The 16513-nt window shown below is 54.3% G+C and carries 11 protein-coding genes; 7 read left to right on the top strand and 4 right to left on the bottom strand.

The features are described 5' to 3' along the window. Window positions 1–77: 77 nt before the first annotated feature. The 7 genes from cmoM (at window position 78) to K6L24_RS14060 (ending at window position 10761) form a co-directional block, all read left to right on the top strand. Window positions 78–866 (top strand): tRNA uridine 5-oxyacetic acid(34) methyltransferase CmoM, encoded by a 789-nt coding sequence (cmoM, locus tag K6L24_RS14090; RefSeq protein WP_118664353.1) that lies wholly within the window; start codon window positions 78–80, stop codon window positions 864–866. Next, window positions 859–2181, top strand: coding sequence for a chromosome partition protein MukF (mukF, locus tag K6L24_RS14085; protein WP_222681580.1), 1323 nt, complete (start codon window positions 859–861; stop codon window positions 2179–2181). Before cmoM ends, mukF begins: the two co-directional genes overlap by 8 nt. Further along, window positions 2162–2881: a chromosome partition protein MukE gene (mukE, locus tag K6L24_RS14080; protein ID WP_062743860.1), complete on the top strand. Its 720-nt coding sequence runs from the start codon at window positions 2162–2164 to the stop codon at window positions 2879–2881. Before mukF ends, mukE begins: the two co-directional genes overlap by 20 nt. After that, entirely contained in the window at window positions 2882–7330 is a 4449-nt protein-coding gene (gene mukB / locus K6L24_RS14075) for a chromosome partition protein MukB (RefSeq protein WP_118664352.1), read from the top strand. A 172-nt stretch (window positions 7331–7502) separates the two neighbouring features. After that, a complete protein-coding gene (gene ldtD / locus K6L24_RS14070; protein WP_062743858.1) occupies window positions 7503–9353 on the top strand; it encodes a L,D-transpeptidase in 1851 nt (616 codons plus the stop codon). 188 nt (window positions 9354–9541) lie between these two features. Further along, window positions 9542–10090: a peptidoglycan L,D-endopeptidase MepK gene (gene mepK, locus K6L24_RS14065; RefSeq protein WP_062743857.1), complete on the top strand. Its 549-nt coding sequence runs from the start codon at window positions 9542–9544 to the stop codon at window positions 10088–10090. A gap of 41 nt (window positions 10091–10131) precedes the next feature. Further along, window positions 10132–10761 (top strand): MBL fold metallo-hydrolase, encoded by a 630-nt coding sequence (locus K6L24_RS14060; protein WP_062743856.1) that lies wholly within the window; start codon window positions 10132–10134, stop codon window positions 10759–10761. Between the two features lie 51 nt (window positions 10762–10812). Here the strand turns inward: K6L24_RS14060 and K6L24_RS14055 are convergent, their stop codons facing one another. The 4 genes from K6L24_RS14055 to pncB form a co-directional block, all read right to left on the bottom strand. Continuing rightward, window positions 10813–12003, bottom strand: a complete 1191-nt coding sequence (locus K6L24_RS14055; RefSeq protein ID WP_222681579.1) for an amino acid aminotransferase — start codon at window positions 12001–12003, stop codon at window positions 10813–10815. Between the two features lie 188 nt (window positions 12004–12191). Further along, a complete protein-coding gene (gene ompC / locus K6L24_RS14050; protein ID WP_062743854.1) occupies window positions 12192–13292 on the bottom strand; it encodes a porin OmpC in 1101 nt (366 codons plus the stop codon). A 300-nt stretch (window positions 13293–13592) separates the two neighbouring features. Beyond that, window positions 13593–14993 carry an asparagine--tRNA ligase gene (gene asnS, locus K6L24_RS14045; protein ID WP_062743853.1) on the bottom strand — a complete coding sequence of 467 codons (1401 nt, stop codon included), beginning with the start codon at window positions 14991–14993 and terminating at the stop codon, window positions 13593–13595. A 166-nt stretch (window positions 14994–15159) separates the two neighbouring features. Next, complete coding sequence (pncB, locus tag K6L24_RS14040) at window positions 15160–16365, bottom strand: nicotinate phosphoribosyltransferase (protein ID WP_062743898.1); 1206 nt, start codon at window positions 16363–16365, stop codon at window positions 15160–15162. Window positions 16366–16513: the final 148 nt, after the last annotated feature.

Below are 16513 nucleotides of genomic sequence, written 5' to 3'. Positions count from 1 at the left end.
CTACCTGTCCGTTTTAGTCCGGCGCGGAATAACCGGGTGACTCCCATACCATCACGCCCTTAACCCGGAGCCGCTGTATGCAGGATCGCAACTTTGATGATATCGCAGAAAAATTTTCGCAGAACATTTACGGTACCACTAAAGGGCGTATTCGTCAGGCGATCCTCTGGCAGGATCTTGACGCGCTGTTAGCCTCGTTTCCCGAGGGCGCGCTGTCGGTACTGGATGCGGGCGGAGGAGAAGGTCAGACCGGCTGCGGGGTCGCCGCGCGGGGCCATCAGGTTCTGCTTTGTGATGTTTCACAAGAGATGTTATCGCGCGCTCGCCGCCTGGCCGATGAAAAAGGTGTGAGCGGTAACATGCAATTCGCACAAATTAGCGCCCAGCAGGTCGGTCAACATTTAGATAAACCGGTTGATCTGGTATTGTTTCACGCTGTGCTGGAGTGGGTGGCAGAACCGCAGGAAGTGCTGGCCGCGCTGTATGATGCGCTTAAGCCAGGCGGGGTGCTGTCGCTGATGTTTTACAATCTGAATGGCCTGCTGATGCAGACGATGGTGCTGGGTAATTTTGGTTACCTGCAGTCGGGTTTGGCCAAGCGTAAAAAGAAGACGCTGTCTCCCGACTATCCCCGTGACCCCCAGCAGGTCTACGGCTGGCTTCAGGATTGTGGTTTTACTATTGAGAGCAAAACCGGTATTCGGGTTTTTCATGATTATCTGCGCGATAAAACCAGGCAGATTGAACGGTTTGATGAGGTTCTGGCCCTGGAAAAGCAATACTGCCGCCAGGAGCCTTTTTTAAGTTTAGGGCGTTATATCCACGTTACAGCGCGGAAACCCATAAGGCAGAAGAACTATGAGTGAATTTTCCCAGACTGTACCGGAACTGGTGGCCTGGGCGCGAAAAAATGATTTTTCCGTCTCGTTGCCAACCGAACGTCTGGCTTTTTTGCTGGCAATTGCCACCCTCAACGGGGAGCGCATGGATGGCGAAATGAGTGAAGGCGAACTGATTGATGCCTTCCGCCATGTCAGCGAAGGCTTTGAGCAGACCAGTGAAACGGTAGTTGTACGTGCCAATAATGCCATCAATGATATGGTGCGTCAGCGTTTGCTTAATCGCTTTACCAGCGAACACGCCGAAGGCAATGCCATCTACCGCCTCACCCCGCTGGGTATCGGCATCACAGACTACTACATTCGCCAGCGTGAATTTTCCACGCTGCGCCTTTCGCTGCAGCTGTCGATCGTGGCCGGTGAGTTGAAGCGGGCGGCAGATGCCGCCGATGAAAATGGCGATGAATACCACTGGCACCGCAACGTGTTTGCGCCGCTGAAATACTCCGTCGCGGAAATTTTCGACAGTATTGATATCACTCAGCGCATCATGGATGAGCAGCAGCAGGCGGTAAAAGACGATATTGCCCAGTTGCTCAACAAAGACTGGCGGGCGGCTATCTCCAGCTGTGAACTGCTGTTAAATGAAACGTCCGGCACGCTGCGCGAGCTACAGGACACCCTGGAAGCCGCGGGCGATAAGCTGCAGGCCAACCTGTTGCGCATTCAGGATGCGACGATGAACAGCCCCGATTTGGGCTTTGTCGACAAACTGGTGTTTGACCTGCAGAACAAGCTGGATCGCATTATCAGTTGGGGCCAGCAGGCGATTGACCTGTGGATTGGTTACGACCGCCATGTGCATAAATTTATCCGTACGGCGATAGATATGGATAAAAACCGTGTCTTCGCCCAGCGGTTGCGGCAGTCGGTACAGAATTACTTCGATCAGCCCTGGGCACTCACCTTTGCCAATGCTGACCGTTTGTACGACATGCGTGATGAAGAACTGACCCTGCGCAGCGAAGAGGTGACGGGTGAACTGCCTTCAGAACTGGAATACGAAGAGTTTAACGCGATTCGTGAACAGCTGGCGGCGATGATTGAAGAGGCGCTGGCCAGCTACAAGACCCAGCAGAAACCGCTGGATCTGGGCGAAGTCATACGCGATTACCTGACACAATACCCGCGAGTTCGTCACTTTGACGTGGCGCGTATTGTCGTCGATCAGGCTGTACGCTTAGGCGTGGCCGAAGCAGACTTCTCTGGCCTGGCTGCAAAATGGCAGGCTATTAATGATTACGGAGCCAAGGTGCAGGCACATGTCATCGACAAATATTGAACAAGTGATGCCGGTTAAGCTGGCGATGGCTCTGGCAAATCCGATCTTTCCGGCGCTGGACAGCCAGTTACGCGCAGGGCGGCATATTGGTATCGACGAGCTAGATCAGCACGCCTTTCTGATGGATTATCAGGAATTTCTCGAAGAATTTTACACCCGTTATAACGTTGAACTGATCCGTGCGCCAGAAGGCTTCTTTTATCTGCGGCCACGCTCCACCACGCTGATCCCGCGCTCGGTGCTGTCTGAACTGGATATGATGGTCGGTAAGATACTGTGTTACCTCTATCTCAGTCCGGAGCGTCTGGCCAATGAGGGGATTTTCACCCAGCAGGAACTGCACGATGAACTGATGTCGCTGGCTGATGAAAGTAAGCTGCTGAAGCTGGTCAACCAGCGTTCGACCGGTTCTGACCTGGATCGCCAGAAACTCCAGGAGAAGATGCGCGCGTCGTTAAATCGCCTGCGCCGGCTGGGGATGGTTTGGTTTATGGGCAATGACAGCAGCAAATTCCGCATTACCGAATCGGTCTTCCGCTTTGGTGCCGATGTGCGCAGCGGTGACGATCCGCGCGATGCGCAGCTGCGCATGATCCGGGATGGCGAAGCGATGCAGCTTGACGGTGGGCTGGCCCTGAATGATGAAAGCGATGAGAGTGACGCGGACAACAATGCGCCGGACCGTGCGGAGGAAGAATAAATGATTGAACGTGGGAAGTTTCGCTCGCTGACGCTGATTAACTGGAATGGCTTTTTTGCCCGCACCTTTGACCTTGATGAGCTGGTGACTACGCTGTCAGGCGGTAACGGTGCCGGTAAATCCACCACCATGGCGGCTTTTGTTACTGCGTTGATCCCCGATCTGACGCTGCTGCATTTCCGTAATACCACCGAGGCCGGGGCCACCTCCGGTTCGCGGGATAAAGGTCTGCACGGTAAACTGCGGCCGGGCGTCTGCTACGCGGTGCTTGATGTGGTTAACTCACTGCACCAGCGCGTGCTGGTCGGGGTACGTTTGCAGCAGGTTGCCGGTCGCGACCGTAAAGTGGATATCAAACCGTTCAGTATCCACGGCCTGCCAACGTCGATTAACCCTACCGAAATTCTCACGGAGACGGTCAACGCGCGTCAGGCGCGCGTGGTGCCCATCAGTGAGCTGAAAGACCGCTTTGAAGCGATGGAAAGCGTACAGTTCAAACAGTACAACTCCATTACGGACTACCATTCGGTGATGTTCGACCTCGGTATCGTGGCGCGTCGTCTGCGTTCCGCGGCTGACCGTAGTAAATATTACCGTCTGATTGAGGCCTCGCTGTATGGCGGGATCTCCAGCGCCATTACACGCTCCCTGCGCGACTACCTGCTGCCGGAAAACAGCGGCGTGCGGAAGGCGTTTCAGGATATGGAAGCCGCCCTGCGTGAAAACCGCATGACGCTGGAAGCGATACGGGTGACGCAGTCCGATCGCGACCTGTTTAAACACCTGATTTCTGAAGCCACCAGCTACGTGGCGGCAGACTACATGCGTCACGCTAACGAGCGACGCATTCATCTTGATGCGGCCATGCAGGTGCGTAACGATCTGTTTACCAGTCGGAAGCAGCTTGCTGCCGAGCAGTATCGACATATCGAGATGGCGCGTGAGCTGGGTGAACATAACGCCGCTGAGAGCGATCTGGAAACAGATTATCAGGGGGCCAGCGACCATCTGAATCTGGTACAGACGGCTCTGCGTCAGCAGGAAAAAATTGATCGCTACGACGCCGACCTGGAAGAACTGACCTTCCGCCTGGAAGAGCAGAATGAAGTGGTCGCCGAAGCGCGTGAGGTGCATGAGGAAAACGAAGCGCGCAGCGAAAATGCTGAACTGGAAGTGGATGAGCTGAAAAATCAGCTGGCCGACTACCAGCAGGCGCTGGATGTCCAGCAGACGCGGGCCATTCAGTATCAACAGGCGTTGACCGCTTTGCAGCGTGCTCAGGAAATCTGTCAGCTGCGCGACCTCACTATTGAAAACGCCGACGAGTGGCAGGAAACGTTCCAGGCTAAAGAGCAGGAAGCCACCGACAGGTTGCTGATGCTGGAGCAAAAAATGAGCGTGGCGCAGGCCGCGCACAGCCAGTTCGAACAGGCGTTTGAACTGGTCAATAAAATCGCCGGTCCGGTCAGTCGCAGCGAAGCCTGGCAGGTGGGCCGCGATTTGTTACGTGACGCCAGCAATCAGCGTTACCACGCTGAACAGCTCCAGCCGTTGCGTAGCCGCCTGAATGAACTGACGCAACGCCTGCGTGAACAACAGGATGCCGAGCGACTGCTCAATGACTTCTGCAAGCGACACGGCCAGCAGGTCGATGCCGGTGAGCTGGAGTCCCTGCAGGCGGAGCTGGAAGCCCAGATTGAATTGCTGAACGAAAGCGTGGCCGATGCCGGTGAGCGCCGTATGGCCCTGCGCCAGGAGCTGGAGCAACTGCGTGAACGCATCGCGCGGCTCACCAAACAGGCACCGCAGTGGCTTGCCGCGCAGGAGATCCTGTCGCAGCTGAGCGAACAGACCGGACAGTCGCTGGAAAACAGCCAGCAGGTCACCGAGTTTATGCAGCAGCTGCTGGAGCGCGAGCGTGAAACCACCGTTGAACGTGATGAAGTTTCCGCGCGTAAGCGGGAGATTGAAAAACAGATCGAACGTCTCAGCCAGCCGGGCGGTGCCGAAGATGCGCGACTGAACACGCTGGCCGAACGTTTTGGCGGCGTACTGCTGTCCGAAATCTATGACGATGTCACCATCGACGATGCCCCTTACTTCTCAGCGCTCTATGGCCCCGCCCGCCACGCGATTGTGGTGCCGGACCTGTCGCTGATCCGCGAACAGCTCGACGGGCTCGATGACTGCCCGGAAGATCTCTATCTGATTGAAGGGGACCCGCAGTCATTTGATGACAGCGTGTTTAACGTGGAGGAGCTGGAAAAAGCGGTGGTAGTGAAAGCCGGGGACCGCCAGTGGCGCTATTCCCGTTTTCCTAAAGTACCGCTGTTTGGCCGTGCAGCCCGTGAGAACCAGCTTGACCTCCTGCACGCTGAACGTGAAGCCCTGGCCGAACGTTACGCCACGCTGTCCTTTGACGTTCAGAAAACCCAGCGTCTGCATCAGTCCTTCAGCCGCTTTATTGGCAGCCATCTGGGCGTAGCGTTTGAGTCGGATCCGGAAGCGGAAATGCGTCTGCTCAATACCCGGCGTAATGAGGTTGAGCGTGCGCTGACGAACCACGAAAGCGAAAACCAGCAGCAGCGTCAGCAGTTTGAACAGGCGAAAGAGGGCGTTGCCCAGCTTAACCGCCTGTTACCGCGCGTCAGCCTGTTACTGGATGATACGTTACAGGATCGCCACGAAGAAATTCAGGAAAAGCTGGATGAAGCGCAGGAAGCCGCGCGCTTTGTGCAGCAGCACGGCGCACACCTGACCCGACTGGAGCCGATCCTTTCTGTGCTGCAGAGTGACCCGGAACAGCACGACCAGTTGAAGCTGGATTACCAGCAGGCGCAGCAGCAGCAGCGCGATGCCCGTCAGCAGGCCTTTGCCCTGACCGAGGTCGTGCAGCGTCGTGCGCACTTTGGCTATGTCGATTCAGCCGGGATGCTGAACGGCACCAGCGACCTCAATGAAAAATTGCGCCAGCGTCTGGAGCAGGCGGAAGGTGAACGTACCCGTGCAAGGGAAAAATTACGTCAGCATCAGGCTCAGTTAACCCAGTACTCACAGGTGCTGGCCTCGCTGAAAAGCTCCTACGATGCCAAACGCGATATGCTGAAAGAGTTGCAGCAGGAGATGCTGGATATCGGTGTGCAGGCGGATGCTTCTGCCGAAGAGCGGGCAAAGCAACGCCGTGATGAACTCTACAGCGCGCTGAGCAATAACCGTATGCGTCGCAATCAGCTGGAAAAACAGCTGACCTTCTGTGAAGCTGAGATGGATGCGCTGCAGAAAAAACTGCGCCGTCTGGAACGGGAGTATCAGGCTGGTCGCGAACAGGTGGTCAGTGCCAAAGCCGGCTGGGTGGCCGTCCTGCGGCTGGTGAAAGATAACGGCGTTGAGCGCCGTCTGCACCGCCGCGAACTGGCCTATCTGGGGGGCGATGAGCTGCGTTCCATGTCGGATAAGGCGCTGGGAGCACTGCGTCTGGCCGTGGCGGATAACGAACACTTGCGCGATGTGCTGCGCCTGTCTGAAGATCCGAAACGCCCTGAGCGCAAAATCCAGTTCTTTATTGCGGTCTATCAGCACCTGCGCGAGCGTATTCGCCAGGATATCATTCGCACTGACGATCCGGTTGAAGCCATCGAACAGATGGAAATTGAACTGAACCGTCTGACCGAAGAGCTGACGGCTCGTGAGCAGATGCTGGCCATCAGTTCACGCAGCGTATCGAACATTATTCGCAAAACTATTCAGCGTGAGCAGAACCGTATTCGTCAGTTGAACCAGGGATTACAGGCGGTCAGCTTCGGGCAGGTGAAGAGCGTCCGGCTCAACGTCAACGTGCGTGAAGCGCACTCCACGCTGCTGGACGTACTTTCCGAGCAGCATGAGCAGCATCAGGATCTGTTCAAGAGCAACCGTCTGACCTTCTCTGAAGCGCTGGCGAAACTCTATCAGCGCCTGAATCCGCAGATCGATATGGGACAGCGCACGCCACAGACTATCGGGGAAGAGCTGCTCGACTACCGCAACTATCTTGAGATGGAAGTGGAAGTGAACCGCGGATCGGACGGCTGGCTTCGTGCAGAAAGCGGTGCGCTGTCGACGGGAGAGGCCATCGGTACCGGCATGTCAATTCTGGTGATGGTGGTGCAGAGCTGGGAAGAGGAATCACGGCGCCTGCGCGGTAAGGATATCTCTCCGTGCCGCCTGTTGTTCCTTGATGAGGCTGCTCGTCTGGATGCGAAATCCATCGCTACCCTGTTTGAACTGTGCGATCGCCTTGAGATGCAGCTGATTATCGCCGCACCTGAGAACATCAGCCCGGAGAAAGGCACTACTTATAAACTGGTCCGTAAAGTGTTCAATAATACCGAGCATGTTCACGTGGTCGGCCTCCGCGGCTTCACGGCGGAACCGACACTGACCGCTAAAGATGCAGAGGCTGAGGCATAGCACGCCTCATACTGTAAAAAATAATGTGACGCAGTGGTAATATTTCTGCGTCCAGATTACTCTGGATAACGGCATTTGCACGTATGAGGCAAATGCCGTTTTCTGTTTCTATACTTATAACAATGACTAATTACTGCTGGCTTCCCGTTCAGCAGACTAACAGGGAGCAAGGATGTTGCTGCAGAAATCGTTTTCCACCCGGGCTGTTGCGCTGGGTTGTACTCTGTTTTGCTGGATGGTCAGCATGTCGCCATCGCTTGCGGGGATACCGCCGGTCTCTGCGCCGGTGAGTCATCACGTTAGCGTGGTGCAAAGTGCATCGCAGATTGCCGCGCTCTATCCGCACGGAAACGCGCCGTTCTATTTGAAAAGTCTTGCTCCTCTGTATGCCAGCCGGAGTATGCAGCCGATGTGGCAGGATGGTCAGGCCGTACAGCAGTTTCAGCAGCAGTTAGCCGAAGTCGCTATCTCCGGCGTTCAGCCACAGTTTATTCAGTGGGTCAAACAGCTGACCGACCCCGCTATCACCGGACTGGCTCGTGACGTGGTGTTGTCTGATGCCATGCTGGGCTATCTGCAATTTACTTCCAGTGTTCCCAGCAAAGGGGAAACCTGGCTCTACAGCAATGTGCCTTATAAAATGGAAACACCGTCAGTGGCGGTGATCAACCAGTGGCAAAATGCGCTGGCGCAGGGGAATCTGAATGGATTTGTTCTGTCGCTGGCACCTCAGCATCCACAGTATGCGCGCATGCATCAGGCCCTGAAAACCCTGCTGGCCGAAAACCGGCCGTGGCCGCAGTTGACCGATAAACAAACCCTGCGTCCCGGCCAGGTCAGCAACGATGTGCCCGCGCTGCGTGACATCCTGCAGCGTACCGGGATGATGTCCCCGGCCAGCGAGCCATCGACACCGGCGGAAGAAGTGGTGGGGCCGGTTGACGCCCCGCTGGTGCATGATGATGACAATGCCCAGCCTGATGCGACAGCGCGCCCCACAACGGACAGCAGCGTTGTGGTCAGTCCGTCGGCAGTACCGACTGATAACCTGCCACCGGCTACCCCGCAAAACGTGGGTAACGTTGATGGTGTCGTGATACCGGTGAACAGCGATAATATTTATACCCCGGACCTGGTCGAAGCCCTTAAACGTTTTCAGACCTGGCAGGGGCTGGAAGCAGACGGCGCCATTGGTACGCGTACGCGTGAATGGCTTAACGTCTCGCCCCAGCGCCGGGCTTCATTACTGGCGCTGAACATACAGCGGTTACGTCTGCTGCCGGATGATATGCATAACGGTATTATGGTCAATATTCCTAATTACTCTCTGGCCTACTACGTTAACGGCAATGAGATCCTTTCTTCACGGGTGATTGTTGGCCGTCCTGACCGTAAAACGCCTCTGATGCGCAGCGCCCTGAATAACGTGGTGCTTAACCCACCGTGGAATGTGCCGACAACGCTGGTGCGCAAGGACATTGTGCCAAAAGTGAAACAGGACCCGATGTACCTGTATAAACACGGTTATACGCTGCTTTCCGGCTGGACGAACGATGCGGAGGTTATTGACCCGTCAATGATCGACTGGAGCATGGTGTCTGCTGCCTCGTTCCCTTATCGCATCCGCCAGGCTCCGGGGCCGACTAATTCACTCGGCCGCTACAAATTCAATATGCCAAGTTCGGATGCGATTTATCTGCACGACACGCCAAATCACGGCCTGTTCCAGAAAGATATTCGCGCATTGAGTTCAGGCTGCGTCCGGGTCAACCGCGCTTCAGATCTGGCCAGCCTGCTGTTACAGAACGTTGGCTGGGATAATTCGCGTATTTCCAGCACGCTGAAAGAGGGGGATACCCGCTTTGTCTCCATCCGCCAGCGCGTTCCGGTGAACCTCTATTATCTGACGGCCTGGGTCGCCGATGATGGCTTGCCGCAATTTCGTACAGATATTTACAATTATGACAATACCGCCCGATCCGGCGCCCCGGCGCTGTTGTCAGCTGGTCAGTTATTGCTCTAATGATTGATTAATCAGATATTCCCGCCAGGGTTGCTGGTGGGGTATAAAACCGGTGCAGAGGCGATAACATCACACTCTGCGCCGGTTTTTCTTTTCGCAGGTTGACGTAGGTTTTTTCGCCCGGTAAGGTTCCGAACGGTGCACATATTTGCACTGCTCCGAATCATTAAGCCAGGTAATACTGATCCATGCATAAAATTGACTCTCATCGCCGTAAGTGGCTGACGTTAGGTGGCGCCGCACTCGGTGTAGCACTCCTCCCGGGGCAGGCTTTCGCCTCGCTATCGACGTCCCGGCCGCGTGTATTGACGCTCAACAACCTCAATACCGGTGAAAACCTTAAAACGGAATTTTTTAACGGTAAAAGCTATGACAAGGATGAATTAGCCAGACTGAATCATTTTTTCCGTGATTACCGCGCGAATAAAAGTAAAAGTATTGATCCCCATCTCTTCGACCAGCTGTTCCGCCTGCAAACGCTGCTGGACAGTCGTAAACCAGTACAGCTTATCTCAGGCTACCGCTCCCTCGGCACCAACAATTCCCTGCGCTCTCATACCCGGGGGGTCGCCAAGCACAGCTACCACACGCTGGGCCAGGCAATGGATTTCCATATTGAAGGGATCTCGTTAAGCAATGTTCGCAAAGCCGCACTTTCGCTGCGGGCGGGTGGTGTAGGATACTATCCGAGTAGTAACTTTGTGCATATTGATACCGGGCCAGTCCGGCACTGGTAAACGACATCCCGGCACCCTGTGGTGGCCGGTAACGGAGTAGCATGGATTATCATATTATCCCGGTCACCGCGTTCGCACAGAACTGCTCGGTGATCTGGTGTACGCAAACGCGTGAGGCCGCGCTGGTGGATCCCGGCGGCGATCCTGAAAATATTAAGCAGCAGGTTGCAGCGCTGGATGTGACGTTGACCCGCATCCTGCTGACGCACGGGCACCTCGATCACGTCGGGGCTGCCGCTGAACTGGCCGCACATTATGCTGTTCCGGTGATCGGGCCTCATAAGGCTGATAAGTTCTGGCTGGACGGATTGCCGATGCAAAGTCAGATGTTTGGTTTTGCCGAATGTCCGCCGCTGGAACCAGACCGCTGGCTTGAGGAAGGCGAAACTGTCCGGGTAGGAGAGACGGAACTTGAGGTTCTGCTGTGTCCCGGGCATACGCCGGGACATATCGTTTTCTTTGACCGTACCGGCCGCCTGCTGGTCTCGGGTGACGTGATCTTCAGCGGCGGTGTTGGTCGTTCTGACTTCCCGCAGGGCAGTCACAGTGACCTGATCGCCTCTATTAAGACTAAGCTGCTGCCCCTGGGCGATGACGTGACCTTTATTCCGGGGCACGGTCCGAAGTCCACGCTGGGACGTGAGCGCATCAGCAATCCCTTCCTGCAATAGCGAATAAAAAAGGGTGACCACCCACCGGGTGGTCACCCTCAGCTCACCGAATCACAGTACCGCGACAATCGCCTCGCACAGCTGAGACATATTATCCGGCGTCATGCCTGCCACGTTGACACGTCCGGAATTCACCGCGTACACGCCAAATTCCTCACGCAGACGCACAACCTGATCTTTCGTCAGGCCGCTGAAGGAAAACATCCCGTTCTGATTAATGATAAAGCTGAAGTCGCCTTTTGCGCCTTTTTCCTGCAGGGTATTAACAAACAGCTGACGCATACGCTGAATGCGTTCACGCATGCTGGTCAGCTCCTGTTCCCACAGGGCACGCAGGGCGCTGTTGTCAAGGATCGTGGCCACGACGGCAGCACCGTGTGCAGGTGGGTTGGAATAGTTAGCACGGATGGTGGCCTTGACCTGGCTGAACGCCGTGTCGACCACGGTGGCATCAGCGGCAACGAGGGTAAAGGCACCGACGCGCTCGTTATACAGACCGAAGTTTTTCGAGTAAGAGCTGCAAACGATCAGTTCCTGATGGCTGGCGGCGAATGAGCGCAGGCCTTCAGCGTCTTCTTCCAGACCACGAGCGAAGCCCTGATAGGCAAAGTCAAACAGCGGCAGCCAGCCTTTAGTCAGCGACAGCTCAGCCAGCTGGGCCCACTGGGCTGCCGTTGGGTCGATGCCGGTCGGATTGTGGCAGCAGCCGTGGAACAGCACGATATCACCAGCCTGCGCTGCGCTCAGGCTGTTTACCAGCCCGTTAAAGTCCAGTGTGTGCTGGGCAGCATCATAGTAATCATATTCACACACTTCCAGACCGGCAGCGGCAAATACGTTTTTATGGTTTGGCCAGCTCGGATTGCTCACCCAGATACGTTTTGCGCTGGTCTGGGTGGCAATAAAGTCGGCGGCAATGCGCAGTGCACCAGTACCGCCAGGGGTTTGGGCGGTGCGCGCACGATGACCGGAAATCAGTGCGCTATCGGCACCGAACAGCAGTTCCTGGGTGCAGCGACCAAAGTCAGCAATACCATCAATGCTCAGATAGTTTTTAGTGGTTTCGTTTTCCAGCAGATACTGTTCAGCTTTTTTAACGCTGGTCAGTACCGGCGTTTTGCCGGTTTCATCTTTATACACGCCAATGCCGAGGTTGATCTTATTTGGGCGGTCATCAGCGCGGAACAGATCGGCTAAACCAAGAATAGGGTCGGCGGGTGCAGCTGCAATACGTTCAAACATAGTCGAAGTCCGTTAGCTTAAATTAAAGCGAAGTGAGGACTCAGGTTAACGCCAGTAAGGGTAAATTACCAACCGTTTGCGTCAAAAAAACAGCAGAAAGGGGGAAGGGAGGAGAGAAAAACAAAAACGGAGCCGAAGCTCCGTTGAGTGCACGGTTAATCGCGACCTGAGCCGCGATTAAAGGGCAATTAGAACTGGTACTGCAGGCCAACACCAACAACGTCGTCGGTGTTAATAGCACCAGCGCGGGTGTAGTCTGTGTCATCCAGCAGGTTGATTTTGTAGTCAACGTAGGTAGACATGTTTTTGTTGAAGTAGTAGTAAGTACCAACTTCAATGTATTTAACCAGGTCAGCGTCACCGCCAGCAAAGGTAGAACCGTTACCGGTCACACCGTTCAGGTCCTTACCTTTAGACTGCAGGTAAGCGATGGATGGACGCAGACCGAAGTCGAACTGGTACTGAGCAACAACTTCAAAGTTCTGAGTTTTGTTGGCAGTCTGATTGTTACCATAGCTGCTGGTGTTACGTGCTTCACCGTAGAACGCCGCCAGGTAAACGTTGTTTGCGTCATATTTCAGACCCAATGCGTACTGGTCAGCTTTATCGCCGTTGCCGTCAGCAACCTGGCGGTTAGTACGGTCTGAAGACGCGTAAGCACCTACAGCACTGATACCCATGCCGGTGTTATAAGCTACAGAACTGCCCCAGCCGTCGCCATTCTCGTCAATAATACGACGGTCATTGCTTTCGTTTTTGCCCTGGTACTGTACAGCGAAGCTCAGGCCATCAACCAGACCGAAGAAGTTGCTGTTACGGTAAGTAGCAACACCATTTGCACGACCAACCATGAAGTTGTCGTTGTTGGTGTACATGGTGTCATCACCGAAGATTGGCAGCTGGTCGGTGTAAGACATTGCGTCATAGATCACGCCGTAGTTACGACCGTAGTCGAATGAACCCGCGTCACCGAATTTCAGACCAGCAAAGCCCAGACGGGTTTTAGAACCGTCGGTACCCTGAGATTCTGCAGTGTTAGCCTGTACGTTATATTCCCACTGGCCGTAACCGGTCAGCTGATCGTTGATCTGGGTTTCACCTTTGAAACCAAAACGAACATAAGTCTGGTCACCGTCTTCGTTGCTATTGTCAGAGAAGTTGTGACGCGCATCAACTTTACCGTACAGGTCCAGTTTGTTGCCATCTTTGTTATAGATTTCTGCTGCGTTAGCGGCACCAGCAGCCAACAGTGCTGGGATCACTACTGCAAGAATGTTGCGCTTCATCATTTTGTTATTACCCTCATTGGAGTTATTTGGACACCTGCCACTGCCGTCAATAATTCTTTACAGAACTCTGATGAGAGTTTGGTGTCTTCCTGTGTCTGCACGCATCTTTCCATTCGTAGCCTGGTTAATCTAGCCCGAAAATGCTACTAATCTCTTATTCTAGTAACAAGAGGAAAATATGTATTACAAAATGTAAAAATCACGGAACTTTGTGAGTCATCTCTAAATTTACAAAAATAAAAAAAGGCCAGCGAGGCTGACCTTAGTATATATATGAATTTCTTATATTTAATGCAGAAATCAGAACGTCGCGTTGCGTGGAGTGCGTGGGAAGGCGATAACATCCCTTACATTTTGTACGCCAGTGACATAGGCGATTAATCGTTCGAAACCTAAACCGAAACCTGAATGAGGCACAGTGCCGTAACGACGCAGATCGCGATACCACCAGTAATCTTCTTTATTCAGACCCATCTCGGCCAGTCGGGCATCGAGCACATCCAGACGTTCTTCACGCTGAGAACCCCCGATGATTTCACCAATGCCCGGGGCCAGCACGTCCATGGCGGCCACAGTTTTGCCATCGTCGTTCAGGCGCATGTAGAAAGCTTTAATCTCTTTCGGATAGTTTTTCACCACCACTGGTGCTTTAAAGTGTTTCTCTGCCAGGTAACGCTCGTGTTCAGAAGAGAGGTCGATGCCCCATGACACGGCGTTTTCAAAGGTCTGTCCCGAGGCCAGCAGGATCTCAACGGCTTCGGTGTAGTCCACCTGGGCAAAGTCTGTAGTGACAAAACGCTCCAGGCGTGAAATTGCGTCTTTGTCAACACGCTCGGCAAAGAAAGCCATGTCATCAGCGCGCTCTTCCAGCACAGCTTTGAAAACATATTTCAGCATGGCTTCGGCCAGCGCGGCATTGTCTTCCAGATCGGCAAAGGCAATCTCAGGCTCCAGCATCCAGAACTCTGCCAGATGGCGACTGGTGTGGGAGTTTTCCGCACGGAAGGTCGGGCCAAACGTGTAGATCTTGGAAATGGCGCTGGCGTAGGTTTCACCGTTTAACTGGCCGGATACGGTCAGGAACGCTTCTTTACCGAAGAAGTCTTCATCATAATTGACTTTGCCTTCCGGCGTGCGCGGCAGGTTTTCTAAATCCAGCGTCGAAACGCGGAACATTTCACCGGCACCCTCCGTATCGGATGCAGTGATCAGCGGAGTGGAAACCCAGAAGAAACCCTGCTCATCAAAGAAACGGTGCAGAGCCTGCGCCAGGGTGTGACGCACACGGGCGACGGCACCAATCAGGTTAGTACGTGGGCGCAGGTGAGCGACCTCACGCAGGTATTCAATGCTGTGGCGTTTAGCCGCCATCGGATAGGTATCGGGATCGTCCACCCAGCCCACCACGTCCACGTGGGTAGCCTGAATTTCAAAGCTCTGACCTTCGCCCGGAGATTCAACGACTTTACCGGTGATGGCGACGGAACAGCCGGTGGTCAGACGTAAAACTTCATCCTGATAATTATTCAGAGAATTATTCACGACAGCCTGAACGGGATTAAAGCAGGAGCCGTCATAAACGGCGATAAAGGAAATACCGGCTTTTGAATCTCTTCGTGTACGCACCCAACCACGTACGGTGACTTCACTGTCAACCGCGACCCGGCCGTGCAGTACATCCGCTACTGGCACAACGCTCATAATAATTCTCTCGCTATTAATTAATCTGAATTGAATACCCCAAATTTAGGGTCTTGCTATGTTACTTGCCAGGCGATGATAAACAAGCGAATTCCGGCAGCAGAAGCAGATTTCTTTAGGGGGGAGGGGATCGGGGGGCCGGTATGGGAGGGCCCCCGTAACAGGACTAGCTGGCTTTCTTCACCAGCGGCAGGTCAAACGCTTTACGCAGGGCACGCACAAAGGCTTTATCCTGGCAGATAGTTTTTCCCGGGCTGTCGGACAGTTTAGCAACGGGCTTGCCGTTGCACTCCACCAGCTTAATGACAATATTAAGCGGCTTAACCTGAGGGATATCACAGGTCAGGCGTGTACCAATGCCGAAAATAACATTAATCCGCTGACCGAAGTGGCGATAAAGTCCCACCGCCTTTTCCAGATCAAGATTATCAGAAAAGACCAGCGTTTTCGTCAACGGGTCGATGCCCAGCTGATGATAATGGGCAATCGCTTTCTCACCCCACTCCAGCGGGTCGCCAGAATCATGGCGCAATCCCTGGTAGGCGCTGGCAAATTCCAGACCGAAATCACGCAGGAAGGCATCCATAGTGATGCAGTCTGTCAGGGCAATACCTAACTGATCGGGATACTCCTCCAGCCAGGATTGCAGCGCAGCACGCTGACTGTTGGCCAGCACCGGACTGATTTGCTGGTGCGCCTGGAACCATTCATGCGCCTGGGTACCCACTGGCATAATCTGCTGCTGGCGCGCCATTTCATAGTTACTGGACCCAACCAGCCAGGGAAATTCCTGCTTCAGCGTACTGACTATCGCCAGGTGAACATCATGCGAGAAGCGGCGACGGGTGCCGAAATCCATCAGGCGAAAGCGCGACATATCCAGATCGGCGGTGAGCTCGTTAAACTGCGCCAGCTTGAGTTTCAGCTGACTGACCGCCATCTCTGGCGTGACCTGCGGTGAACGATGGCGGTGAACCACCTCACTGATCAACGCCAGGAGCGGCACTTCCCACATGATCACTTCACGCCACGGTCCGCTGATGCGGATATCCAGTTTTCCCTGGTGATTGCGCACGCGAACCTGCGCGGGATCGTATCGGAAGGTCCGCAGCCAGTTGAGATAATCCGGGGTGAAAAACGGCAGCCCGGCAAGATAGGTGAACTCATCTTCCGTTAGCACCAGCGCGGCCATCATATCGATTTGCTGTTGAATTTCATCGACATAAATACCCAGCATGTCATCACCCCGGCAGCGAAACTCGGCGGCCACAGTGACATCGTAATAACGATGGAACACCGCCTGCTGCATATGAAGCTTATAGGCATCGGTATCGAGAAGCGTAGTCAAAATCGGGGAAGCGTGTCGTGTCATGGTGCGTTTCAGCATCCTCTGGCGAAGAGCGTTATCCCTGGTTCAAATGAAGAAAAAGTCGCAGGAGTATAACCCGAATACGTATTTATTGAACCCGATCACAGCACAATTCGGTCGGCGTGGTCGAGGGCAATCTGTGCGTTTGTTA

It is taken from the genome of Erwinia persicina, assembly GCF_019844095.1.
GTDB lineage: Bacteria > Pseudomonadota > Gammaproteobacteria > Enterobacterales > Enterobacteriaceae > Erwinia > Erwinia persicina.
The sequence above is the reverse complement of the archived record's forward strand: the minus strand, read 5'-3'. Positions and strand labels throughout refer to the sequence as shown.